This window comes from Afipia sp. GW823-FHT06G09, assembly GCF_058794875.1.
Map to the genome: position 1 here is coordinate 170367 of NZ_JBXAHF010000006.1, position 21372 is coordinate 191738.

General features: G+C 60.7%; 25 protein-coding genes. 7 read left to right on the top strand and 18 right to left on the bottom strand.

What is annotated here, in order from left to right; translation table 11 throughout:
* Nucleotide 1: 1 nt before the first annotated feature.
* From AC1Q67_RS23810 to AC1Q67_RS23820, 3 genes are all read right to left on the bottom strand, one after another.
* Nucleotides 2–1816: a cation:proton antiporter domain-containing protein gene (locus AC1Q67_RS23810; protein ID WP_188098591.1), complete on the bottom strand. Its 1815-nt coding sequence runs from the start codon at nucleotides 1814–1816 to the stop codon at nucleotides 2–4.
* Nucleotides 1817–1978: 162 nt separating this feature from the next.
* A complete protein-coding gene (locus tag AC1Q67_RS23815) occupies nucleotides 1979–3097 on the bottom strand; it encodes a two-component system sensor histidine kinase NtrB (RefSeq protein ID WP_006023743.1) in 1119 nt (372 codons plus the stop codon).
* Nucleotides 3098–3170: 73 nt separating this feature from the next.
* Nucleotides 3171–3503 (bottom strand): circadian clock KaiB family protein, encoded by a 333-nt coding sequence (locus AC1Q67_RS23820; protein ID WP_343299495.1) that lies wholly within the window; start codon nucleotides 3501–3503, stop codon nucleotides 3171–3173.
* Nucleotides 3504–3731: 228 nt separating this feature from the next.
* Between AC1Q67_RS23820 and AC1Q67_RS23825 the strand changes: the two genes are divergently transcribed.
* Nucleotides 3732–4181, top strand: a complete 450-nt coding sequence (locus tag AC1Q67_RS23825; protein ID WP_006023744.1) for a response regulator — start codon at nucleotides 3732–3734, stop codon at nucleotides 4179–4181.
* On the opposite strand, the gene ftsH is transcribed toward AC1Q67_RS23825, so the two are convergent.
* The 8 genes from ftsH to trxC all read right to left on the bottom strand — a co-directional run bounded on the left by ftsH (nucleotide 4178) and on the right by trxC (nucleotide 10887).
* Complete coding sequence (gene ftsH, locus AC1Q67_RS23830; RefSeq protein ID WP_006023745.1) at nucleotides 4178–6031, bottom strand: ATP-dependent zinc metalloprotease FtsH; 1854 nt, start codon at nucleotides 6029–6031, stop codon at nucleotides 4178–4180. The genes AC1Q67_RS23825 and ftsH overlap by 4 nt on opposite strands.
* Nucleotides 6032–6045: 14 nt before the next feature.
* On the bottom strand, nucleotides 6046–7428 hold the full coding sequence (locus AC1Q67_RS23835) for a DegQ family serine endoprotease (RefSeq protein WP_024921870.1): 1383 nt from the start codon (nucleotides 7426–7428) through the stop codon (nucleotides 6046–6048).
* A 107-nt stretch (nucleotides 7429–7535) separates the two neighbouring features.
* Nucleotides 7536–7901 carry an SPW repeat protein gene (locus AC1Q67_RS23840; protein WP_006023747.1) on the bottom strand — a complete coding sequence of 122 codons (366 nt, stop codon included), beginning with the start codon at nucleotides 7899–7901 and terminating at the stop codon, nucleotides 7536–7538.
* A gap of 43 nt (nucleotides 7902–7944) precedes the next feature.
* Nucleotides 7945–8292 (bottom strand): DNA-directed RNA polymerase subunit omega, encoded by a 348-nt coding sequence (locus AC1Q67_RS23845; protein ID WP_024921871.1) that lies wholly within the window; start codon nucleotides 8290–8292, stop codon nucleotides 7945–7947.
* Between the two features lie 9 nt (nucleotides 8293–8301).
* Nucleotides 8302–9039, bottom strand: coding sequence for an NADH dehydrogenase ubiquinone Fe-S protein 4 (locus tag AC1Q67_RS23850; RefSeq protein ID WP_006023617.1), 738 nt, complete (start codon nucleotides 9037–9039; stop codon nucleotides 8302–8304).
* Nucleotides 9040–9111: 72 nt separating this feature from the next.
* A complete protein-coding gene (locus AC1Q67_RS23855; RefSeq protein ID WP_006023618.1) occupies nucleotides 9112–9618 on the bottom strand; it encodes an Hsp20/alpha crystallin family protein in 507 nt (168 codons plus the stop codon).
* A gap of 96 nt (nucleotides 9619–9714) precedes the next feature.
* Nucleotides 9715–10194 (bottom strand): Hsp20 family protein, encoded by a 480-nt coding sequence (locus AC1Q67_RS23860; protein ID WP_006023619.1) that lies wholly within the window; start codon nucleotides 10192–10194, stop codon nucleotides 9715–9717.
* A gap of 174 nt (nucleotides 10195–10368) precedes the next feature.
* Nucleotides 10369–10887, bottom strand: coding sequence for a thioredoxin TrxC (trxC, locus tag AC1Q67_RS23865; protein ID WP_343299494.1), 519 nt, complete (start codon nucleotides 10885–10887; stop codon nucleotides 10369–10371).
* 97 nt (nucleotides 10888–10984) lie between these two features.
* Here trxC and AC1Q67_RS23870 point away from each other — a divergent pair, with 97 nt between their 5' ends.
* Together AC1Q67_RS23870 and AC1Q67_RS23875 are read left to right on the top strand one after the other, a co-directional pair.
* A complete protein-coding gene (locus tag AC1Q67_RS23870) occupies nucleotides 10985–11716 on the top strand; it encodes a peroxiredoxin (protein ID WP_006023621.1) in 732 nt (243 codons plus the stop codon).
* Between the two features lie 12 nt (nucleotides 11717–11728).
* A complete protein-coding gene (locus tag AC1Q67_RS23875; protein ID WP_006023622.1) occupies nucleotides 11729–12019 on the top strand; it encodes a glutaredoxin family protein in 291 nt (96 codons plus the stop codon).
* An 855-nt stretch (nucleotides 12020–12874) separates the two neighbouring features.
* Here AC1Q67_RS23875 and AC1Q67_RS23880 read toward each other — a convergent pair.
* From AC1Q67_RS23880 to AC1Q67_RS23895, 4 genes are all read right to left on the bottom strand, one after another.
* The gene (locus AC1Q67_RS23880; protein ID WP_006023625.1) at nucleotides 12875–13390 is read right to left on the bottom strand and encodes a nucleotide exchange factor GrpE; all 516 of its coding nucleotides are present in this window, start codon (nucleotides 13388–13390) and stop codon (nucleotides 12875–12877) included.
* A gap of 191 nt (nucleotides 13391–13581) precedes the next feature.
* Entirely contained in the window at nucleotides 13582–14070 is a 489-nt protein-coding gene (locus AC1Q67_RS23885; protein WP_006023626.1) for a phosphate-starvation-inducible PsiE family protein, read from the bottom strand.
* A 76-nt stretch (nucleotides 14071–14146) separates the two neighbouring features.
* Nucleotides 14147–14494, bottom strand: a complete 348-nt coding sequence (locus AC1Q67_RS23890; protein WP_006023627.1) for a chaperone modulator CbpM — start codon at nucleotides 14492–14494, stop codon at nucleotides 14147–14149.
* Nucleotides 14495–15406, bottom strand: a complete 912-nt coding sequence (locus AC1Q67_RS23895; RefSeq protein ID WP_006023628.1) for a DnaJ C-terminal domain-containing protein — start codon at nucleotides 15404–15406, stop codon at nucleotides 14495–14497.
* A 430-nt stretch (nucleotides 15407–15836) separates the two neighbouring features.
* Between AC1Q67_RS23895 and AC1Q67_RS23900 the strand changes: the two genes are divergently transcribed.
* The gene (locus AC1Q67_RS23900) at nucleotides 15837–16190 is read left to right on the top strand and encodes a DUF5335 domain-containing protein (protein ID WP_006023629.1); all 354 of its coding nucleotides are present in this window, start codon (nucleotides 15837–15839) and stop codon (nucleotides 16188–16190) included.
* Nucleotides 16191–16338: 148 nt separating this feature from the next.
* Here AC1Q67_RS23900 and AC1Q67_RS23905 read toward each other — a convergent pair whose 3' ends face one another.
* Complete coding sequence (locus tag AC1Q67_RS23905) at nucleotides 16339–17319, bottom strand: MBL fold metallo-hydrolase (RefSeq protein ID WP_006023630.1); 981 nt, start codon at nucleotides 17317–17319, stop codon at nucleotides 16339–16341.
* A gap of 108 nt (nucleotides 17320–17427) precedes the next feature.
* On the opposite strand from AC1Q67_RS23905, the gene AC1Q67_RS23910 reads away from it, so the two are divergent.
* The gene (locus AC1Q67_RS23910; protein ID WP_006023631.1) at nucleotides 17428–17811 is read left to right on the top strand and encodes a winged helix-turn-helix transcriptional regulator; all 384 of its coding nucleotides are present in this window, start codon (nucleotides 17428–17430) and stop codon (nucleotides 17809–17811) included.
* A gap of 189 nt (nucleotides 17812–18000) precedes the next feature.
* Here AC1Q67_RS23910 and AC1Q67_RS23915 read toward each other — a convergent pair whose 3' ends face one another.
* Both AC1Q67_RS23915 and AC1Q67_RS23920 read right to left on the bottom strand, forming a co-directional pair.
* A complete protein-coding gene (locus AC1Q67_RS23915) occupies nucleotides 18001–18717 on the bottom strand; it encodes an RNA polymerase sigma factor (RefSeq protein WP_152544231.1) in 717 nt (238 codons plus the stop codon).
* A gap of 244 nt (nucleotides 18718–18961) precedes the next feature.
* Nucleotides 18962–19774, bottom strand: a complete 813-nt coding sequence (locus tag AC1Q67_RS23920; RefSeq protein WP_006023634.1) for a helix-turn-helix transcriptional regulator — start codon at nucleotides 19772–19774, stop codon at nucleotides 18962–18964.
* 86 nt (nucleotides 19775–19860) lie between these two features.
* On the opposite strand from AC1Q67_RS23920, the gene AC1Q67_RS23925 reads away from it, so the two are divergent.
* Nucleotides 19861–20625 carry a class I SAM-dependent methyltransferase gene (locus AC1Q67_RS23925; protein ID WP_006023635.1) on the top strand — a complete coding sequence of 255 codons (765 nt, stop codon included), beginning with the start codon at nucleotides 19861–19863 and terminating at the stop codon, nucleotides 20623–20625.
* Nucleotides 20626–20630: 5 nt separating this feature from the next.
* Nucleotides 20631–21335 (top strand): class I SAM-dependent methyltransferase, encoded by a 705-nt coding sequence (locus AC1Q67_RS23930; RefSeq protein ID WP_006023636.1) that lies wholly within the window; start codon nucleotides 20631–20633, stop codon nucleotides 21333–21335.
* Nucleotides 21336–21372 lie beyond the last annotated feature (37 nt).

Here is a 21372-nt window from a genome sequence, read left to right on the forward strand (position 1 = left end):
TCTATTCTGGATGAGGACGCAGCTCAGGGGCGCCGTGCATATCCGTACCGGAGTCTTCAACATTTGAGCTTTCCGCCTCCTGCAGTTCGTCGACGGTAGTTGAGGTTGCCGCCGGCGCGACGCCCAAGCCGCTGAGCGTTGCCTCTGCCATTGCCGAGCCTACGTTGTATTCGGCTGAGATTGCCCGGGTCGCACCGCGTTCTTGAAGATACGTGCGGTCAGCATCGCCGTGAGCGCGCACGAGAACTTCGGCGAGCGCATCTATCTCACGAGCGCGCTCGAGCACGCGCCGCGCTTCGTAGCCATCTGGAACGGCAATGACGATAAGTCGCGCACGCTCCGCACCCGCATCCTCAAGGACGCCCGGGGCCGCAGCATCGCCGTGCTTCACCGCTGCGCCCTCCTCACGAGCCTTTTCGGCACGTCGCCGATCTCGCTCAATTATAACATACGGAGTTCCTGCCTTGCGCAACGCCGCGACGATCGTGCGTCCGACTCGGCCGGCCCCCACGACAATAACGTGGTCCGCCTGCGCCGTGGGACGATCTTCCACATGCAGACCCAACAAGGGATCGAAGTGACGACCCTCGCCACCTCCCGGCGTGGGTGCGGTTAGCAAAGGCGCCATGAGCTTAGCAGCCGCAAACGCAAATGGATTGACAGTGATCGAGAGCAACGCTCCGGCGAGGATCAGATCACGGCCCTCCATCGGCATAAGCCCCAGGGACACCCCGAAATCGGCGAGAATAAAAGAAAATTCCCCAATCTGGGCTAACGCCGCGGATACGACCAAAGCGGTCGACATTGGATAGCCGAGTGCGAGCACGATCCCCGTAGCGGTAAGAGCTTTGCCGAGCACAATCACTAGAACGACTGCGATCACCGACAGCGTATCATTCACAAGGATTGAGGGGTCAAAGAGCATCCCGACCGAAACAAAGAATAGCACCGCGAACGCATCCTGAAGCGGCAGCGACTCGGTTGCGGCCCGGTGACTGAGCTCGGACTCGCTGAGCACCACCCCCGCAAAGAATGCGCCAAGTGCAAAGGAGACGCCGAACAGCGCCGCCGACCCGTAAGCGATGCCCAGTGCTATCGCCAGCACCGCCAGCGTAAAGAGTTCCCTCGATCCTGAGCGCGCTGCCTGCCTGAGCAGCCACGGCACGGCACGCCGCCCGAAGACCAACACGACCGCAACGAAGGCGCTGACCTTGATCAGCGTGAGTCCAAGCGCGAGCCCAACACCTGCCGTCCCGGCGCCGATAGGCGCTGCCGGGGCGTCCGCGCCGACCGGTGCCGCGAACGCGGGGAGCACTACCAAGGCCAACACCATGGCGATGTCCTCGACGACCAGCCAACCGACGGCGATCCTGCCATTGGGGGAGTCCAGCAGACTTACTTCATCCAGCGCACGCAGCAGCACCACCGTGCTTGCCACTGAAAGGGCAAGGCCAAACACCAGGCCCGCACTCCAATTCCAGCCCCATGCCCTCGATACGAGGGTTCCAATGAGAGTTGCGGTCACGATCTGGATCATCGCGCCTGGCACAGCGATCCGACGCACGACGAGAAGATCGTTGAGGGAGAAATGCAGCCCCACGCCGAACATCAGCAGGATGACGCCCAGTTCCGACATCTGGCGCGCTAACTCGACATTGCCCACAATGCCGGGTGTATTCGGACCAATCGCGATTCCGGCAAGCAAATAGCCGATCAGAGCCGGCAGGCGCAAGAATCGCGCGGCCAGTCCGAAGCCGAAGGCAAGCACGACTCCGAGCGCCAGCATTGTGATAAGTTCTGTTTGGTGCTGCGGCATGGTTCCGGTCGGGGTCGGTTGGCAACGAAAAAGATAAGCATTCTCGCACGAGACTTGCACTGACGATCGACAGCGTTATCGCCCGCTCGCGGCTTCCTCATTGATCTCAGCCCTCGTGAGTCACGATATTTGGCGGGTGCCGGCGCCATCAACCTTTCCCTCTCACTCGCCCGCAGGCGGGTCAGGGTCTGGCGGGTTCCGCGGCAGGAACAAATTCACGCGGGTGCCAGCCCCGGGCTCACTGTCAATGCGGACCTGCCCGCCGGATTGCACGACAAACCCGTACACTTGGCTGAGTCCGAGCCCCGTGCCCTTTCCGTCGCCCTTCGTTGTAAAGAACGGCTCGAAGGCCCTCGCCTTAGTTTGGGCGTCCATGCCAACGCCTGTATCCGTGATCGTGATGCGGATCATATGTGAACTGCTGGCGACTCCGCCGGCCACAACGCCAGTTGCAATCGAGAGCGTGCCGCGTCCGTCCATCGCATCTCGCGCGTTAACAGCAAGATTAAGCAAGGCGACGTCGAGCTGGTCTGAGTCAATTTCTAGGGTTCCGACATTGTCGTCCAGCTCCGTCCGAATTGATATCCCCCTACCGAGGGTTGGTCCGAGGATGGATGCGATCGACAAGATTCGCTCGTTGATGTCGACGAGCTTTGGTGCGAGGACTTGCTTTCGCGAGAACGTCAGCAGCTGCCCGGTGAGCGCCTCGGCGTTGTGCGTGCGCTGCATAATCTCTTGAATGAGCATCGCCACATCTTCAGGTGGGCCGCCCTCTCGTATCTTTGAGCCGATCAGCCGAAGTCCAGCCTGGACAACCATGATCAGATTCCTGAAGTCGTGAGCTATGCCAGCCGCAAGTTTACCGAGAGCCTCCAGTTTTTGAAGTTCGCGCAGTCTTTGTTCATTGGCGCGTTGCAAGGACACGTCCCTCAGATTGGCGAGCAGGGCATGCTCGCTGTTCCATTCCACCTCCACAACTCTGAGCTCCACCTGAGCCGGACTCAGGTTGGGGCGCCTAACTGTGATCTCGGTCGCTTCTCCTTCAACGATGGGACGGCCGAGCGACACGTCAAGAAGATCGCGCCTGCGTCGGCCGAAAATCCTGGCCGCTGCCGCATTGGCATAGAGCACGGCTCCGTCGGGATCGACGAGCAGTATTCCGTCAGCCGTGTTCTCCACGAGCAGACGAAACGAGGAGGGCGCGAGGCCAAAGTGGCTGTCGCAGTCATCGATCTCCAGGCGTTCGCCTGTCGATCCGGAGGGCGTGAGATTGTTCGTCATATTGAATAAGCAGCGTGATCGAACACGCCACCCGCGGCGTCGCCGACGGCCTCTCCATCACGCGAGCGGGATGTCATCGGTGTTTTTCCTTTCGTGGGCACCCAAAGAACGCGATGATCTGGTCGACGTTACTGAAGTCACCAATAATTCGACGAGGCGGTGTTGCTGAGTCATCCGAAAGCGTCGGGGTTGCGAGAACCCCAGCACTCTCCGCGGCTTCTGGGCTCGTTAGAACGTCGACGACTTCGATGCGGCACTTGTGCTCGTCGAGCGCAGCTGCGAGGCGATTTCGACTGATGAGCGCCCTTCGCCCACCCGGGGTTCCGTCGGCTATGAACAATCGAAGAACACGTGGCGTGGGACCATCTCCCGGGTGACCAGCCATCAGAAATCGCTCTCCGCGCATGAAGCGTCGCAATCGCTCGCATAGGTGCTCACGCCGTGGCTTGCCTCGTCAGGTGTCCCTTGCGACCCACCTTGCCCCCTGCGGGCGGGCGTCGACGCATCGCGAAAGCGTCCGCGTCTCTTCGACGGGGGGAACCAAGTAGAAATGACGGCCGTTAAATAGCCGGAATGGCAAGGACCACTATGTCGGCGATTTAGACCCATGACAGTGTCGGGTGGAGGAAGTGCAATGAAACCGTTGCGCATCCTGGTTGTTGAAGACGACTGGCTTCTCGCGTTGGATCTGAAGACCATGCTCGAGCGACGCGGGCACGAGGTTGTAGGAACGGCCGCAGACGCAACCGAGGCCCTCGTAGCGGCGCTGCAAACTTCGCCCGACTTGGCGTTCGTTGATGTCAATCTTCGTGACGGGCCTTCGGGTGCGAGTATTTCATCGGCGGTTGTTAGGGAGACGAAAACGCCTGTGGTTTTTGTGACCGCTAATCCGGAGGCCATCCCGGGGGATTTTGCGTGCGCCTTGGGCGCTATTGAGAAGCCATGGAGGCCCGAGGTCATCGACGAAGTCCTCCATTTTATAGACCGATACCGAACCGACCCTATGACGCAACCTCCGTCACGCATGATCTTGCCGCCCTCGCTGCGCGGTCCTTCTCACTTTTCGCGTGCAACCGCCGCTTAGCATCCAACTGTGCGTACTTGAGTGCCTTCTCTAGGGGACGTCTGTCCCGCTAGCTCGGTGAGTTCGCTTTCTTCGAGAGTCTCTTTTTCGAGCAGCGTCCGGGCCACCCGGTCCAATGACTCGCGTCGCTGCTGCAACAGGCTGACGGTCCTTGCGAAGGCTTCTTCCACGATGCGCTGCACTTCTTCGTCAATTTCGGCGGCCGTCTTCTCAGAGTAGGAGCGTTCCTCCGGACCGTAGTAGGGCTGATCGGTTCCAATAAATGAGCGGCGGTCCCTTTCAAGGGCCACGTGGCCGAGCCTTTCGGTCATGCCGTATCGCGTGACGATGGCGCGCGCGATATCAGTAACCTTGGCTAGATCGTCGGCGGCGCCCGTTGAAAGGTGGCCGTAGATGATGTGCTCGGCAGCCCTTCCGCCAAGCAAGACCGCCATCTTGTTCCCCAACTCTTCGCGGGTCATCAAGAAGCGATCCTCGGTCGGGCGCTGTATCGTGTACCCAAGGGCGCCCACCCCACGTGGGATTATTGAAACCTTGTGAACCGGATCGACCCCAGGCAGCGCCATGGCGACCAGCGCGTGGCCTGTCTCGTGATAGGCGACGATCTCGCGTTCTCTCGGGTTGAGCAGCCGGTTGCGCTTCTCCAACCCTGCAACGATGCGTTCGACGGCGTTGTTGAAGTCTTCCATGCTCACTGCATCGGCTTTGCGCCGGGTTGCCAGCAGCGTCGCCTCATTTACGAGGTTGGCCAGATCGGCTCCGGTGAAACCGGGCGAGAGTGCGGCGATCTTATCCGCGTCGACGTCGGACGCGAGCTTGGCTTTCTTCAGGTGCACATTCAGGATCTGGATACGGCCGGCCTTGTCGGGCCGGTCGACCAAGACCTGGCGGTCGAAGCGGCCGGCGCGCAGCAGGGCAGGGTCAAGGATTTCCGGGCGGTTGGTCGCTGCCAAAAGAACGAGACCAGTCGACGAGTCGAAACCGTCGAGCTCGACCAGCAACTGGTTAAGCGTCTGTTCTTTCTCGTCGTGGCCACCCACAAGAGGTCCGAGGCCTCGCGCGCGGCCGAGCGCGTCGAGTTCATCGATAAAAATGATCGCGGGCGCCTTGGCACGCGCCTGCTCGAACAGATCGCGCACCCGCGCTGCGCCTACGCCGACGAACATCTCGACGAACTCAGAACCTGAGATGGAGAAGAAGGGCACGCCGGCCTCGCCGGCCACGGCCTTAGCCAGCAGCGTTTTACCCGTACCAGGCGGACCGACGAGCAGCACGCCCTTCGGCATGCGTCCGCCAAGCCGGCCGTACCCGCGGGGATCCCTTAGGAAGTCGATGATCTCCTTGAGTTCATCTTTGGCCTCATCGACGCCGGCGACGTCCTCGAAGGTGACGCCGGTGTCCTTCTCGACATAGATTTTTGCTCTGGACTTGCCGATCTGCATCAGCCCACCACCGATGCCGCCACCCACCCGTTTGAGCATGAACATCCAGATGCCAAGGAAGATTACGACGGGGACAACCCAGGACAGGAGGTCTCGCAGGAATGTGCTCTCGATCTGGCCGCTGACGACGGTACCGTGCTGCTGAAGCTCGCGGGCAAGGTCGGGCTCGACGCGCGTAGTGATGAAGAAGGACCGGCCCTCGACGGGCTCCTTGAAACGCCCTTGGATAAACCGGTCCGATACTGCCACCTCCGCGATCCTGCCATCGCGAACATAAGTCTCGAATTGACTGTAGGGAATTTGAGCAACTTGAGTGGCGGTCGCATAAAGGTACTGAAACGCCATCAGTAAAAAGAACGCGCCGATCCAGTACCAAATATTGAACTGGGTCTTCCTGTCCATCTCCATTCAGTGTGCTCCGATTACCTGATGATCAGAAGCGTACGCGCGCCGTTGCGTACAAGTTCGACGGCGAGGGTGCTCTTACGATCGGCGGTCCAGCGACGGACATCATTGATCGATGTCACCGGCGTGCGATTGATCGCCAAAATCATGTCTCCGCGCATCAGACCAGCGCGCGCGGCCCGGCTTCCCGGAGCGACGCTCTCCACGACAACCCCTCCTGCGCCAACCTCCCGCGCCTCCTCGGCGGAGGCGTTTCGCAAGCTTGCCCCATCAAAAGGCGTTCCCGTCAATTGCGACGAGGCCCGCTGCGCTCCTTCGATCCGCACACTGATGTCGTGCCTACCGTCGTTTCGCACGACCGACAGCCTGACGTTCGAGCCGGCTGGTGTGAGGCCGATCCGGTTACGCAAGTCTGTGGAGCTGTGAAGGGCACGGCCGTCTACAGCGGTCACGACATCCCCAACCTTGAACCCGGCATGTTCGGCCGGCGACCCCGCCTCAATATTGCTGATCACCGCTCCGCGCAGGTCCCCTAGGCCAAGCGCCTCCGCGAGATCGGGGGTTACATCCTGGATGCCGATCCCTATCCTACCTCGACGGACCTCGCCATGGTCGATCAGCTGGTTCATCACAGCCAGCGCCATGTTGCTTGGCACGGCGAAACCTATGCCAACGTTGCCACCGGCGGGACTCAGGATTGCTGTGTTGATTCCGGCGAGCTTGCCGTCGAGCGTAATTAGCGCACCTCCCGAGTTTCCCGGATTGATCGAAGCGTCCGTCTGGATGAAATCCTCATAGCCCTCATTGTTAATCCCACTGCGCCCAAGGGCGCTGACGATGCCGGACGTCACCGTCTGACCGAGGCCAAACGGATTACCAATGGCGACAACGTAATCGCCGACTTTGAGACGATCGGAGTCGGCTATCTCCAAGGATACGAGGTTTCGGCTCTCCACCTTGAGAAGGGCAATGTCCGTGGCCTGATCGGATCCGACAAGCTCTGCACGGAGTCGGCGGCCATCCTTGAGCGTCACCGTGATTTGGCCAGCATTATCCACCACGTGGTGATTGGTGATGACATAACCCTTGCTGGCGTCCACGATCACGCCCGACCCTGCGCTCATGCGCTGCTGGGCCGGCGGCTGATCCGGAAGGTCAAAATACCGTCGAAAGAATGGATCGTTGTAGAGTGGGTTGGAGGCGGTCGGCGTTTCCGAGATGACGGAGATATTGACCACCGCCGGCGTAACGCGCTCTAGCAAAGGCGCGAGCGTAGGAAGTTGCCCTGCCAATCCGGGAACGACCTGTCCAAAGGCGCTGGGGGGAATGCCCACCGCGGCTACGAAGATCGTAAAGAGAACAATGATCGACCGATGTACGACTGTGGCTCTCTTGCTCATGAATACCCCCATGATAGCTCTACGACCGGTTTCGTCCTTTCCGCTTGCGGTCAGACGGGACGCCTGAAGCTCGGCCCGGAATGAGCCGGGCCGAGCATGGCAATTCGTCATACAGCGGACCAAGTACGGTTGTGGGCAAACCAAATGCAGGCGCCCGAAGCCAAGGCCACCACGACGCCGGCGATTACGTGGGCCCACATGGCGCCCGTCAGGGCCGAGAAACCGAGGGCCCATGGCGCCACGAGTGCCCACAGGCCAGCCACCCCGTTGATCCACTCCTCGGCCTCGTGGAACGCAAGAAGGGCTGAAACCGCGATTACCGAGATTGCTGCGCCGATGATCCAGGCATTCCAGGCGGCATAGGCGTCAGAGGTGAAGCCGAGATACCAGGGCGACAGCAGAAGACCGAGACCGGCAACGAGACTAACGACATCGAGGGCCGGCCGGCCGTTTGACGACAACGATTTCACCATTGGTTATTCCTCCTTGTTGGTTGGATCCATCATCCGTAGATCGTTAATTGCACCACCGAAAAGTGCTCCCGCGATGACGATCATCAATGAAAGTCTGGCTACCAGAAACCGCTGCAGTGGCACCCACCGCGCGGTCAGGGAGCTGGTGGCGGGCCGGCGACGGCAGCGACCGCGCGGGCTTGCGGTCAAGCTGGCACAGGTCAAGCTCGTCCCTCGTGAAGACGCCGGCGGCGATCTCTTGCAGGGCGAGGTCGACGACGTCCGTGGTGGGCCGCTTGAGCAGAGGGGCGCTCCCCGTCTTGAGCGCCCTGCTCCGCGCTGCGGCGACGACCGTCAGCGCGAAGCGATTCCGCAGGACCTTCTCGCAATCGAAGATGACGAATGGGTCCATGGCCGCACCTCACGCGACCTTTCGTTTCGAGCGGGCATCGTCCGCAGCGACGCGACATTCGAGCGCAAGCAACGCCTGTTCGACCTCATCTAGTCGCGTCGGGCGATTGTTCTCGGGCATGCCCTCGTTCGTCGCCAGATCGATCAAGTACTCGGTGTAAGCCCAGTTCATTAGAATCGATCGTTTGGCCTCTAGCGACAGCGCCGCGTCCGCCAAGACATCCATTGGCGACGCCCATGTTTCCGGACCCGCAGGATCGTTCCGATTCGCGGCGTCCTCCATAGCCTGTCCGTACTTTCGCTGCAGGTGCGACAGCCCAAGCTTCGCCAGCGTCGCGTCGGAGAAGGGATGGTTCATGTGCGCCCCTGGCGTGCTCGTGTGCCGGGGGGCCTGCCGCCCTCTCTCGATGACATAGGACAAGCCTTGCCGCTCCGCGTAATGAACCGCTGATTTCAGAGTCGGAAAGCTGAGCTCGACCTGAGTCAGTGTATCCTCACTGCCCGTCCAGCCCATGAGGGGCTCGATGAAAGGCGCGCTCCGCGGCTCGAAGCGCAGCTTCCAGCCCTTCGTGCGAGCCGTACCCGACGTCACCACCGAGCGGGACGGCTTGTAAATGTGCGCGACCGCGTCTTCGGGGAACAACGAGCGCCCCATCGATAGTGGCGACGCGCGGTTGTCGTTAGTGAACCGTGACCGCGTCGGTCCAACCGATCCAGTATTCAAGGTGTGTCTGATATTCTCCGTCATTGCTATCCCTCCCAATTTGGCGAAGGATCTCGTCGGTGGCGGCCCGCTGGCCCGCCACCGACGCGATATACGTTAGCTCTTGATCGCGATACGCTTCACCTGCGACTGGGCCTTGGCGCTCTTGGGGAGCACGATGCTCAGCACACCGCTCTTGAAGCGCGCGTCGATCTTGTCCTCCTCGACCTCAACCCCGAGGGGGATGCGGCGCTCGAAACGTCCATAAAAGCGTTCGGAGAACTGTTTCTCCTTGTCCTCGGTCTCGGAACGCTTCTCGCCTTTCAGTGTCAGCACGCCGTCATCGATCAGAACCTCGACGTCGTTCTCCTCGAGGCCGGGGATTTCGGCCGTCACCTTGATCTCCTTGTCAGTTTCGGAGATTTCGACGCTTGGCCAACTGCCGGCGAACGACGAGAGCGAACCAAACGCGGGCAGCCGGCTGTCGAAGCCCCGAAACACGTCGTCGAACAGGCGGTTCACCTCGCGATGCAACGAAAGGAACGGATTTCGATCCTCGTCACGATAAACAGAAGGGGTCTGATTGTTATTGCGACCCCACGGAATAAGGTCACGGACACTCATGATTGTTCTCCTTTCTCTTAGCTGGTTTGCAAAGTTCTGCCGTTGGCGCCGGACGTACCGTCCAGCGCCGTGAAGAAACCACCTCTGGCAGAAGCTTTAGGCGGCTAGTTTGTGAGGTTCGGGCTGATCGCGGTTACCCTTCGCCATCCCGTCAGTGGTCGCGATCGCGATGCGGCGCGGCTTCATTTCCTCGGGGATTTCGCGCTGCAGGCTGATCGTCAGCAGACCATTGACTAGGCTCGCGCCTGCGACCTTCACGTGGTCAGCAAGCTCGAAGCGGCGCTGGAAAGACCTAGCCGCAATGCCTCGGTGCAGATATCGTCCGCTCTGGTCCTCGCCGGACTTCTGCCCTGCAACGATGAGCATGTTCTGCTCCTGCGTGACGGTCAGCTCGTCTTCGGTGAATCCAGCCACCGCCATCTCGATGCGATAATCGTCGTCACCTGTCTTGACGATGTCGTAGGGCGGCCAAGCATCGATTGTCGCGAAGCGACCGGCATTTTCGAGACTGTTAAGCATCCGGTCGAAGCCGACGCTCGACCGATACAGCGGAGATAGATCAAACGTAGTGCTCATAGCCACATTCTCCCTTTGAGCAACATGGATACAAGATCGATTCCAGATCGATGAGGCGATTCAGCCACTCGATCCTGCCGGCCCCGACGGTGGCAGCCGGCGTTCGGTGATTTAGTTCAACCCGTTACCGGTTCAAGAGGCACGGTCACTTTTCTGACACCTATTATTACCCGATCAGGCCGCCAGCCGCTCCACCCATCCGCGGAGCGCCTGGGCATCTGTCAGGCCCGCCTGACGCGCCACGACTTTGCCTTCCCGAAAGGCCACCAAAGCCGGAATCCCCTGGATGCTATATCGCGCCGCAGCCTGGGGGTTTTCGTCAACATTCACCTTGGCGAACCGAACCCTGGGCTCTATCGATTTCGTAGTCTGTGCATAGATTGGCCCCATCGCACGGCATGGGCCGCACCAGGGAGCCCAAAAATCTACCACAATCGGAATGTCTGAATTCGCGACGTGCCTCTCCAATCGCTCGGAACTTAGATCGATTGGAAGGCCCTGGAATAACTTGGCGTGGCAACGCCCGCACTTTGCGGCCTCGGCCGGCCGATCGGTCGGTACGGCGTTGATACTGTCGCAGTTCGGGCATACGACCCGGCGTTTCTCCGTCATCTTCGGTCTCCTTGTACAAGACGTCTTGCCGTCACATCTGGTCAGAAATTGCGTTGTTTCCTCGGGCTGCTTCATTGGCATGTGCCGTGGACCGCACTTATATCGATGTCGTGGTGCCGGCGGACAACCACGGCACTTCGTCAACCAACGGAAAGGATCTAATTGAAGAGGTTTAGCTATGGACAGCCACACTGGTCAGTTGAATGTCCGGCCGAGCCGTATTGAGCAGCTCGAAGCCGATTTCGCCGCACTCGCACCGAAGTTACCGGACGGCGCCGAAAGGAAGGCGCTTTCGCTGCTCCACGGGATGGTTCAGGAGCTCTGGCGAGTCCAGACGTTAGGCAGCGGGAACCAATCCCGGTCGGGACCCACCATCGAGGACATTGTCGACCTCCATGAGCACGCACCCGCGATGGAAGGTGACGCGCTCAGCACGCCGCTTGCCGTGGGAGAACAAGCGCCCGACTTCGCGCTCCCTGATGCAAATGGTCGGACCGTGCGCTTGTCTGATTATAGAGGGCGTCGTGTCGTTCTCGCCTTCTATCCGCTCGACTGGAGCCCAGGCTGCAGTCGCCAGCTTGATCTCTATCAGCACGAGCTCGATGAGTTCGGCAAACGTGGCGCCGATGTGGTCGGGATTTCCGTCGACAGCCTGTACAGCCACGGGGCCTGGTCAGCTGTGCGCGGCTTGACCTTCCCGCTGCTGGCCGACTTCAATCCGAAAGGGGATGTTGCCCGGCGTTATAAGGTCTGGCGCGAGGCTGACGGATTCTCTGAACGAGCCCTATACGTCATCGATGAGAATGGGGTCATTCGCCACTCCCAAGTGTCACCCAAACTCCAGCACGTGCCGGACATCTACGAGCTGTTCGACGCGCTGGATCGGCTGGCAACTCCCAAGGCAGCTTGAGGAGGATTCACCATGTATGCGTCGACGTACTCTCCCGTTGTTAGGCGGCCACAGACCGCAGATGTAGCGGTTTACGGCAGCAGATGGTGCGGCATTACAATGATGGTGCGCCGGCATCTCGATCGCGCCGGGGTACCCTATCGATTCATCGACTGGGAGGCCCATCCAGAAGCAAGAACCCAGCTCGAATGGATCGCGGGTGGCCGGATCGGAAGCCCGACGGTCACGATCGGGGGCCAGGTCCTCGTCCAACCATCGTTGCGTGAACTCGATTGGGCCTTGAGCCGTGCCGGCTACCGTTGAACGGCGTTCCATGAAGGAGACCGGCAGCCGAGATTAAAGTCTCGGCTGCTCGGGCCGGGCGTTTCGCGCATCGCAGAGGCCGCGTGAATCGAAACTTAAGGCGGAGCCAGCGATTCGTCGCCATCGGCTCGAAGCAGACGTTGCGGGCGCCACGGCGCGTCAAGGACGACGACCGCGTTGCAACAGGTGCTCCCGCGCCTCCCGTTCCCGGATCTCCTGTGCGGTCTCGAGACAGGCGAGCAGTTCCAGATAGCTGGGCGTGGCACCCAGCGAGCTAAGGCTGACGCAACGGGAGCGATCCCGCGCGTCGAACTTTGACCATGATCCCTTCAGGCTATCGAATGCCTCACGCTCGCGTGCAATGCATGGCTGCCGGTAGTCAGGGTCGTGAAGAAGCTCCGCGATCCCACGACAGAAGCGCTCAGCGCTATAATTCGGTACTGATCCTCCCGTCAGGACGACAAGCGACACGGCAGCTCCTTGGAGCACAGACAGCATGATACTTCACCAGCAGGTGGCGTGACGTCTGTCGAAACGCCCCGACGTGACTTCGTGTAAGATCTTGTACCCAACACGCAGGTAATTATTCTCGTTGCACAGGATACGGTACGGACGCTTCAAGTTGACACTGACAGTTCTCGACATCGTTTTCATCTCGCATATGAGCGTTACCACAGCATTTCCGTGGTTTGCTCTGCAGAGCGCTTTGCTTCGGAGGACTCTCTTGAGCCCAGAGGCGCTCTGGGGTTCGGCCAACCTTGGGGCACAAAGCAATGTCTTTTCGGACTTGGGATGAGCGACTCCGGCGGTGCCAGATCGCGCGGTGGTCCAGCAGAATTCTCTTCGCTCACGACGTCAGCCATCGGCCTGCTCCTTGGCCACCGACACCCGCGCCGGTCGGAGAAGACGTCCGCCAATAGTAAAACCGTCCTCCAGGACGTTCGTTACCGTTCCTGGCGGATGCGACCGATCGGCCGTTTCCATAAGGGCTTCATGAATGGTTGGATCGAAACGCGTCCCGAGAGCCGAAATCTTTTTAATTCCAAAGCGCTCAAGCGTTTGGAGAAAGAGCCGTAAGGTGGTGGCCACGCCCTCCGTCAACGCATCGCCGGGCTCGCTTGGTGCGGCCGTCTTGGCATCGATTACGCGTTGGAGATTGTCTACGACAGGCAGCAGCTCTCGCGCGAACTCCGCAACCGCAAACTTGCGCGTCTCCTCAGCCTCTCGCTCAGCCCGTCGCCGAACGTTTTCAGCTTCTGCTAGTGCTCGCAGCAATCGATCTCGAAGTGCGGCGTTCTCAGCTAGCAACGTTGCAGCGTCTATAGCGTCAGTGGCGACAAGCTCATCTTCCTTGCTGTGTGGCGATGACATGCTAGCTCCCGATGCACCCGTCTTGGACCTGCGCGGCGGTCGCCTCCTCTGCCGGCCGCCCATCCGGTAGTTTGCCCGTGACGAAAGGGGGCCGCCCTGACGACCGTCAATTCTCACACGCCTGCGTGCTTCTGGGGGATGCCCCTTTAGAAGGAGCAATGTCCTTCCGCACCGGGGGACCGGAGACCCGATCAGGTTGGACTGGCTTCCTGCTTGTCGACTTCATCTTTCCGATCCTGATCGCGAACAAGCCAATACACGGAACCAAGCGCGACGATCGCTGCAGCTAGAGAAAACACGTGGGCCGCCGTGGTTGCGGAAATATCGAGTATTATAAACTTCCGAATGACGGCCAGCATCGCGATCAGGACTACGGTACGGACCTGCACCACGCTCTGCTGACGTCGGACCATTATTAAGATCGAGTGTTTAAATTCTAGCGCAATGATAACCGTCAGAATCATTCCGAAGACGGTTTGGAAAACGGTGGGATCGGTTGGATCAAAACTCGATAATATGAGGGTGAACAGCACTTTCGCCGCGAGATGCCAAACTGCCGAAGCGATCACGACAATGATCAACCCGGTCAGGATCAAGACGACGACTTGCTCGAATCTCTCGTAGGTGCTCGCTAAGCGCCATCCAGCGGTATTTATATCAAACCTTTCAAGCAGTTTCATTGCTTACCCCCGCGACATAGGTCTGATGTAGATTAAGCGTTCAACCGGAAGCCTCGCGATGCGGCTCGTTCCGTCATTACCGCTCTGGCCCCTTAAGCTGAATCGGCCGCTGGCTGCGCATCTCTGAAAGGATGCGGTGCTGCAGATCAGCCTGCTGTATCCCAATTGCTCCGCATAATTCGCGCAACGTCTTTCGCAACCCATGCATCTGGTCGATTAGGTCAAGTATGATCGCGACGCCTTCTTCGTTCACACCAAGATCGTCCCGAAGGTCCTGTATCAGCTGAGCACGCGAAACATCGATCTCAGAGAAAGCCGGTCCTGTCCCCGTCCGTCGGGGGCGCAACCATCCTTCTGCGACCCACGCCTCGATTACGTCCTCACTAAGTTGCACCCGCACTAGAAACTCATTGAAATCCAGCATTCATCCTCCCATCCCGCTTCGCGGGTCCTGGGCCTTGCCGACGGCCCATCCCCGCACGAACTGTTCGAGCTCTGCGTCCGGCTTGTCGGGCAGTACGACTTTGAGTTTGACATATTCGTCACCGCGCGAGCCGTCGTGGCGCGAAACGCCCTTCCCGCGTAAGCGCAAGATGGTGCCCGTATTGGAGCCCTTCGGGATGCTCATTGTCACGGCTCCAGTAGCGGTCGGGACCGAGATTTTTCCGCCTAGGACGGCCTCGGTTAGCGAAATCGGGAGCTCCAGATGGATGTCGTCTCCGTGTCGCGTGAAGAAGGGATGGGGATTGACGATGATCTCGATGAAGGCGTCGCCGGGCGGCCCCCCGCCGACGCCAGGGTTCCCTTTGCCCGCGAGCCTTAGCATTTGACCTTCCCGCGCGCCTGGCGGAACGCTCACATCGACAGTTGAGCCATCAGCTAGGGTGACACGGCGAACCGTTCCGTTGACCGCTTCAAGGAACTCTACTGGAAGGCGATAGCGCGCATCCTCGCCACGCATTTTCAAATTAAAGCGTCCACCCCGACCGAAAATGCTGGAGAAAAGGTCGCTATCATCGCTGAAATCGGAGAAACCTTCCGCCGTCGCATAAGGATGGTCCCCGGCGGCCGCGCCCGCATAGTCGCGATAGTAGCGCTGCCGCGGACGTTCCTGGCCGGAGGCATCGATCTCGCCGCGATCGAAACGCGCACGCTTCTCGGAATCACTCAGCAGGTCGTAGGCGGCAGATGCTGCCTTGAACTGCTCCTCGGCCTGCTTGTTGCCAGGATTGAGGTCCGGATGAAGCTTCTTCGCGAGCTTGCGATAAGCCTTTTGGATCTCGTCCTGGCTGGCGTTCTTCCCGACACCCAGCACTCTGTACGGATCTTCGTTCAATCCAACACTCCATGACGAGTCAATCGGGTCTGAATGTCGCCTCACGATATAAGTGGCTTAGCGGTTAACGCGAGACCGGTCCCCGACCAGGTGATGTGGCGATGGCTGCTCCCGAATATCCCGCCTCGCCGATTCACACGGCCGAGGCAATGACGGTCGTCAGTTCATCGCGGAATTAAACGCGGCACAATATTGAAAGCCCACCCCGCTTTCGGAGAATGCCCGGGAATTCAGAGGGAGAGCTCCACTCGGACTTGCGTGTCCCAGCGACATCATCGTCGCTATGGATCGCAGCCCCTGCATTGCGCCGAAGAATTCCAGGTCATGCTTTGGGATTCGGGGGATCGAGCCGTGCTCGTTGCACACCGGCGCTCGCGTCGTGACTTTAGAGTTCTTGGCACGAGTTGCCGCTGAAAACAGGAGATCTTGAATGGCCGTGCATCAACTTTCGAAAAGCGAATGGCAATCGTACTGCGATCGCGTGTCAAAGGGATTGGAGGGAAAGCGTGCGCAGATCGAGGTTGCCGCATTGACGCTCGGTGACCAGATCGCGACAAAATGGGTGCCAATCGTTGGTATTACCTACGACCCCAAAGACGACATTCTCGAAGTCGCCGTCGAGGGCCTCGATCACCTCATCCGTAAGCCGCGCAGTGTGACCGTTGACGAGGGGCCGACCGGCCTTACAAGCATGGAGGTCGTTGACGACGAGGGGCAAAAGCAAATCGTCAAACTCACGGAACCGCTTATGCTCCCGCCACCGGCGCGGGCACCGGCGCGGTGATTTAAGGTGGAAGTGGGAGGCCGACATTTGAACTCCGGCGCCCCCGGTCTCCTCCGGTCACAGACCGCGCCGTGCTCGACGGCACCGTCCGATGAGAATGCCGCGCCGCCGCTGGCCGCGTGGCGACGACGCGGAGAAGCGTCGAATGTCATTGCCCGACTTGGCGAATGGCAGTGGAATAGGGAATCGGCATCCACGCATAGGCAGCCCCGGATTGGACCATATGCCCTAGTCCGGGGAAGGAGATGTGCGGGCCTGCAACTAGTTCGTGCTTGCTGGCGAGCTCAGCCAGGGTGGCCACTCTGGTCTTCGCCGCCAATTTCTCGTCCGCGTCGAAGTCGATAGTGATATCGGGTCGGCTCAGTTGGATCTCGGCCGCGTGGATGATGTCGCCAATCACCCGCATACGGTGGCCGCGGCTCTCGACCTCATAGAAGCTATGGCCCGGCGTATGACCGGGCGCGGCAATGGCGCGGATGCCCGGAAACAAAGTGGTCGGCGCGGTGAACGTCCGGAGCCGGCCAGCTGCCTGATATGGGGTCAGCGCGGCACGGCCCTCCTCAAACATTTTCTGTTGGCTTGCCTTTGCGCGGGCCTTTGCAGCATCGCTCAGCCAGTAGTCGAGTTCGCCCTTCGCCAGATAGATGTCGGCATTTGGGAAGACCCGGCGACCATCCAGCGTGAGGCCCCCTGAATGATCTCCATGGACATGCGTGAGCAGAACGGCGTCGATCATCTCCGGCCCGTAGCCGGCCGCCCTCAGCGTCGCGGGAAGGCGGCCGCAGCAGTCGCCGAAGAGACGCCCCGCGCCTGCTTCGATCAAGATGCGATGGTCGCCGGTATCGATCAGATAGCTGTTGATCGAGGTCTCGCGATCGATCGGCTCGCCGGCTCGCCGGAACATCTCTGACAGCTTGGCGCGATCTGCGCCATGCAGTAGGTCGCCGAACGGCACCGCGGTCGTTCCGTCGCTGAGAACCGTAACTTTGAAATCGCCGAGCATCACTCGGTAGAACCCGGGTGCCTGGACGGACTGCTCCGTTATGGCGATAGGCCGTTCCTGAGCAGCAGCGGGCAGGGGCAGCATGGAAGCCGAGACAGCTGCCATCAAGATCGAAAGTAACTTCATCTCGCATCTCCTTTATCGTCAGACGCCGCACCCAAGTGGCGCGGCATCTTGCGCGCGAAGAGATGTGCCCATACCTCCTTCCGAAGAAGTACGTACCCGGAGGTAAGTATGGAAAAAATCTCTGCTTTCCGTGAACTCCGCTGCGATGTGTTTCTTGCCGATTGTCCGGCAAGGAAGGTGCTTGCTCTGCTAGCGGAAAAATGGACGCTGCTCGTCGTGCACGCGCTCAGTGAACGCACCTACCGCACCGCAGAACTGCGCCGGCGCATCGGCGGTATTTCAGAAAAGATGCTCGTTCAGGCGCTACGCCGTCTCCAGCAGTACGGCTTGGTAGAGCGCACCAGCTACTCGGAGGTGCCGCCTCGGGTTGAATATTCGCTCACGCCTTTAGGTTTCTCGCTGAGCAGCGTCATCCGTGAACTCGATCGGTGGGTCGAGACGCATGCCTTCGAGATCGAAGACCGCGTGGACTGCGCAGCTTCATCCGAGTGATCGGCGCCCGGGGACCGCTCGTCGAAACCGCCGCTTCCGCGCTCTCGGACATTTCCAGCACCTGACGCGAAAGGCTCGAGCACCACCATGTATCAGTCAGGCCGGGAGATGCTCCGGTCCTCGGCCTTCACGCGCGCCGCACCGGTGACACGATCTCGCAATTTCGGGGTTGACGCGCGCAGAGTCCAGTCAATCCGAGTTCGCGCCGCGGTCGTCCCTTTTTATGCCTACCAGGACAGCGTGCCCCTCAAGCCAAAGCTCGGAAACCCGGCGGGAGGGTAACCCGAGGCTGGATGCGACCTCCCCGACTGTGAAGCGATGAACATGGCGGAAGATCAGCACTTGCCTCGCAAGCGGCGAAAGCCCTGGCACGCCGCGATCGAAGAGTTCTGGTTCTTCCACTCCGGCGGTGGCGTCGACGGCTACGATATCCTCCCATCGTAGCGTCTCGTCCGGCTGATACCACTCCCAGAATGACTCGTCATCGTCGTAGATCGGCTCTGCGGGAGCCGGCGCTTCGAGCGAGACGGAGGCCAAGTCGCGCCGTAGGAGCTCCTGCCGAACGATGCGCGTCAGAACGCGGAATTGGAGACCGAGCAGCCAGGGCCGAATATCCAGCGAATGGGGCCGACGATGGCGATCGCGCCACGCGCGAAGAAGGGTTTCGCCCACCAACTCCTCGGCGGAGATCTCGTCTTGCCTAATGTCGCCGATTGCACAATGATACCGAAGATCGCGCCCCGCGGCAGCAAGCAGTTCCTCAAGGTGCGGATTAAGTAGTCGCTGAAAGGCGTCCCGATCACCGTGCAGGCTTGCTTGCCACAGGGACACAGCGGACGCTGCACATTCTTCCGACGTGTCGCGAATTGAACCTGAAGCAGGGGTGATATCGTTGGCGGAAGACATCTCAATCTAACCCTACACTGGTGTCCTGTTTTCTCCATGTTGGTCCCAATTGTGGGCCCAGAGACACGTAGTTTCCGCTGGCTAGCGTTCAAGTGCCTCTTGTTTGTAATTGGCGACACCTGATCCGGACAGCCTCCAACAGGGCGTGATCAAGGGATACATCGACTACCCCGCGAGCGAACTCGCCGCGATCGCGTGATCGAGGCGGCGGCGGATCGGCGCCACTGATGAACCGGGCGATCGCTCATCCAGGGTTTCTCGCCAACGATCGCGATCGCCCGCTTGCCGATGGGTCCGGCACCAGCAGCACCAGCTTGAAGTCGTGACGTTCCGTTGAGCTGAAGCTGTGCTGATCGAAGCTGAGGCGCCCAAGCTTTGGATGATCGAAGGTTCGCGTTCCGCCGATCCGGTGCTGAACGTCCTGATCGTTCCACAGCCGCGCAAAGAGCGGGCTCTCCGCCTTGAGCCCCTCGATGAACTGCTTGACGCGGGGATCGCGAAAATTGTGGCCGAAATCGGCGCGGAATTCCGCCAGAAGCCGGCGCGCGCGATCCTGCCATTGCGGAATCAGCGAGCGGGCTTTGTCCTCGATGAAGACGAACCGCAGCAGGTTGCGCTGATGGTCGCCATCGAGCCAGCCGCAGAACAGACTGGCGGCGGACTCGTTCCAGCAACAGGCGTTCCACAGGCGATCGAGACCATAGGCCGGATGCGCGAAGGTCTTGACCGCAGCGACCAGCGACGCCGGTGCCGCCTCGGCGAGACCGGCAGAATCGTCGGGATCGACCCGGTCGGCGAGCTCGAACAGATAGGCGCGCTCCGCCCGTGTCAGCGACAAGGCCTCGGCCAGCCGCCCCAGTGTCTCGGGCGAGGCTTGTACCGGACGTCCTTGTTCGATCCATGCGCACCAGGTGATGCTGATGCCTGCGAGCGCTGCGAGCTCCTCGCGCCGCAAGCCGGGTGTCCGGCGGCGGCCGGCCGCAACGGCAGGTCTGGCGCGCTCGCGATGGGCGCGCACGAAATCGCCGAGAAGGCGGCGTTGGTCGGATCCGAGCATGGCGGAAATGATAATAGGATAAAACTCTATATTGTAACAGTTTCAATAGTGCGCATGCTGGGGACCGAACTTCGCAGGATACGCTCATGGCAAAATATCACGATAGCGTCGTGGAGGCCCAGTTCGGGCCACGCGCCAAGGCTTATGTCGAGAGTGTCGTTCACGCGCAGGGCGCCGATCTCCAGGCGCTCGACGCCATCGTTGCGCAGCACGGGCCCCGGCATGCGCTCGACCTCGGCACGGGCGGCGGCCATGTCTCCTACCTGATGGCGCGTCACGCGGCGCGGGTTACCGCCGCTGACCTCTCGCGCGAGATGCTGGCCGCGGTGGCAGACACGGCACGCGAAAAAGGTCTTTCCAACGTCGAGACCGTCGAGGCGCCGGCCGAGCGCCTGCCCTTCCCCGATGCTGCCTTCGACTTCCTGGCCTGCCGCTACTCGGCACATCACTGGCAGGATTTCGACGGCGGCCTGCGACAGGCTCGCCGCGTGCTGAAGTCCGGCGCTCCGGCCATCTTCATCGACGCCTGCTCGCCCGGGCCGGCGCTCTTCGATACCCATCTGCAGGCCGTCGAATTGCTGCGCGACACCTCGCATGTGCGCGACTACAGCGTGAGCGAATGGATGGCGGCGCTGCATCGTGTCGGTTTCACCGTTACTTCGTCACGAAGCTGGCAGTTGCGTATGGACTTCCCGGTCTGGACGGCGCGGATGCGGACACCTGCCGACAACGTCAAGGCAATCCGGGCGCTTCAAGCGGCGGCATCCACCGAGACGCGAGCGCATTTTGCAATCGAGCCGGACGGCTCATTCCTGCTCGACATCACGCTGATCGAAGCTGCGGCAGCCTGAGGATCATGACCACATCCGCCGCCAAATTCGACCGCACGCGCGCCGGCGAATATGCCGAGCAAAGCCGTATCGCGCTCGCCGGCTACGACGCCTGCCATGAGCTTGCCGCCTGTCTCCTGTCGGCGGATCTCGGCGAGAGCCTGGACCGACGGATCCTGGTCGTCGGCGCGGGCGGAACGGCGCAGGAGATCCTCGTCGCCGGCAAGCTTCGGCCGAGCTGGCGCTTCCTTGCGGTCGATCCCTCCCCGCCGATGCTGGCCGGGGCCATTGCATCCGTCGAGGCCGCCGGTCTTAGCCATCTGACGACCTGGCACTCCGGCTATGTCGACGAACTGCCGGAAGCCAACCGCTTCGATGCTGTGACCGTTATGGGCGTTCTCCATCATCTTCGCGGACGCGAGGCGAAGCTTGCTATGCTGCGCGCGGTCGCGGCGCGGCTTCACCCCGGCGGTACGCTCATTCTCGCCTGCAATCGCGGCGCCTATGCCGAAAACCCGCCCTTCCTGAAGGCCTGGGGCGAGCGCTGGCGGATGGCGGGCGCGTCACGGGAAGAGGTCGAGGCGAAGCGCGGCAAGATCCTGCAGGGCGCCGATCCGCCCGAGTCGGACGCCGCGGTCGAAAGCCTGCTCGGCGAGACCGGCTTCGAGCCGCCGCGACTTTTCTTCTCGAGCCTGTTCTGGGGAGCATGGATCGCGAGGCTTAGCGCATGAGCGAACGAGACGAGCCAGAAGCTGTGGCGCCTATACA

Coding starts and splice junctions, on each gene's coding strand:
- AC1Q67_RS23880 (WP_006023625.1), bottom strand. CDS start 13,390: ATGTCATCGCCACACAGCAAGGAAGATGAGCTTGTCGCCACTGACGCT.
- AC1Q67_RS23850 (WP_006023617.1), bottom strand. CDS start 9,039: ATGACGGAGAATATCAGACACACCTTGAATACTGGATCGGTTGGACCG.
- AC1Q67_RS23870 (WP_006023621.1), top strand. CDS start 10,985: ATGGACAGCCACACTGGTCAGTTGAATGTCCGGCCGAGCCGTATTGAG.
- ftsH (WP_006023745.1), bottom strand. CDS start 6,031: ATGGAGATGGACAGGAAGACCCAGTTCAATATTTGGTACTGGATCGGC.
- AC1Q67_RS23925 (WP_006023635.1), top strand. CDS start 19,861: ATGGCAAAATATCACGATAGCGTCGTGGAGGCCCAGTTCGGGCCACGC.
- trxC (WP_343299494.1), bottom strand. CDS start 10,887: ATGCCAATGAAGCAGCCCGAGGAAACAACGCAATTTCTGACCAGATGT.
- AC1Q67_RS23905 (WP_006023630.1), bottom strand. CDS start 17,319: ATGAAGTTACTTTCGATCTTGATGGCAGCTGTCTCGGCTTCCATGCTG.
- AC1Q67_RS23855 (WP_006023618.1), bottom strand. CDS start 9,618: ATGAGTGTCCGTGACCTTATTCCGTGGGGTCGCAATAACAATCAGACC.
- AC1Q67_RS23930 (WP_006023636.1), top strand. CDS start 20,631: ATGACCACATCCGCCGCCAAATTCGACCGCACGCGCGCCGGCGAATAT.
- AC1Q67_RS23840 (WP_006023747.1), bottom strand. CDS start 7,901: ATGGTGAAATCGTTGTCGTCAAACGGCCGGCCGGCCCTCGATGTCGTT.
- AC1Q67_RS23825 (WP_006023744.1), top strand. CDS start 3,732: ATGAAACCGTTGCGCATCCTGGTTGTTGAAGACGACTGGCTTCTCGCG.
- AC1Q67_RS23910 (WP_006023631.1), top strand. CDS start 17,428: ATGGAAAAAATCTCTGCTTTCCGTGAACTCCGCTGCGATGTGTTTCTT.
- AC1Q67_RS23815 (WP_006023743.1), bottom strand. CDS start 3,097: ATGACGAACAATCTCACGCCCTCCGGATCGACAGGCGAACGCCTGGAG.
- AC1Q67_RS23820 (WP_343299495.1), bottom strand. CDS start 3,503: ATGCGCGGAGAGCGATTTCTGATGGCTGGTCACCCGGGAGATGGTCCC.
- AC1Q67_RS23845 (WP_024921871.1), bottom strand. CDS start 8,292: ATGGACCCATTCGTCATCTTCGATTGCGAGAAGGTCCTGCGGAATCGC.
- AC1Q67_RS23900 (WP_006023629.1), top strand. CDS start 15,837: ATGGCCGTGCATCAACTTTCGAAAAGCGAATGGCAATCGTACTGCGAT.
- AC1Q67_RS23920 (WP_006023634.1), bottom strand. CDS start 19,774: ATGCTCGGATCCGACCAACGCCGCCTTCTCGGCGATTTCGTGCGCGCC.
- AC1Q67_RS23885 (WP_006023626.1), bottom strand. CDS start 14,070: ATGAAACTGCTTGAAAGGTTTGATATAAATACCGCTGGATGGCGCTTA.
- AC1Q67_RS23835 (WP_024921870.1), bottom strand. CDS start 7,428: ATGAGCAAGAGAGCCACAGTCGTACATCGGTCGATCATTGTTCTCTTT.
- AC1Q67_RS23810 (WP_188098591.1), bottom strand. CDS start 1,816: ATGCCGCAGCACCAAACAGAACTTATCACAATGCTGGCGCTCGGAGTC.
- AC1Q67_RS23915 (WP_152544231.1), bottom strand. CDS start 18,717: ATGTCTTCCGCCAACGATATCACCCCTGCTTCAGGTTCAATTCGCGAC.
- AC1Q67_RS23875 (WP_006023622.1), top strand. CDS start 11,729: ATGTATGCGTCGACGTACTCTCCCGTTGTTAGGCGGCCACAGACCGCA.
- AC1Q67_RS23860 (WP_006023619.1), bottom strand. CDS start 10,194: ATGAGCACTACGTTTGATCTATCTCCGCTGTATCGGTCGAGCGTCGGC.
- AC1Q67_RS23890 (WP_006023627.1), bottom strand. CDS start 14,494: ATGCTGGATTTCAATGAGTTTCTAGTGCGGGTGCAACTTAGTGAGGAC.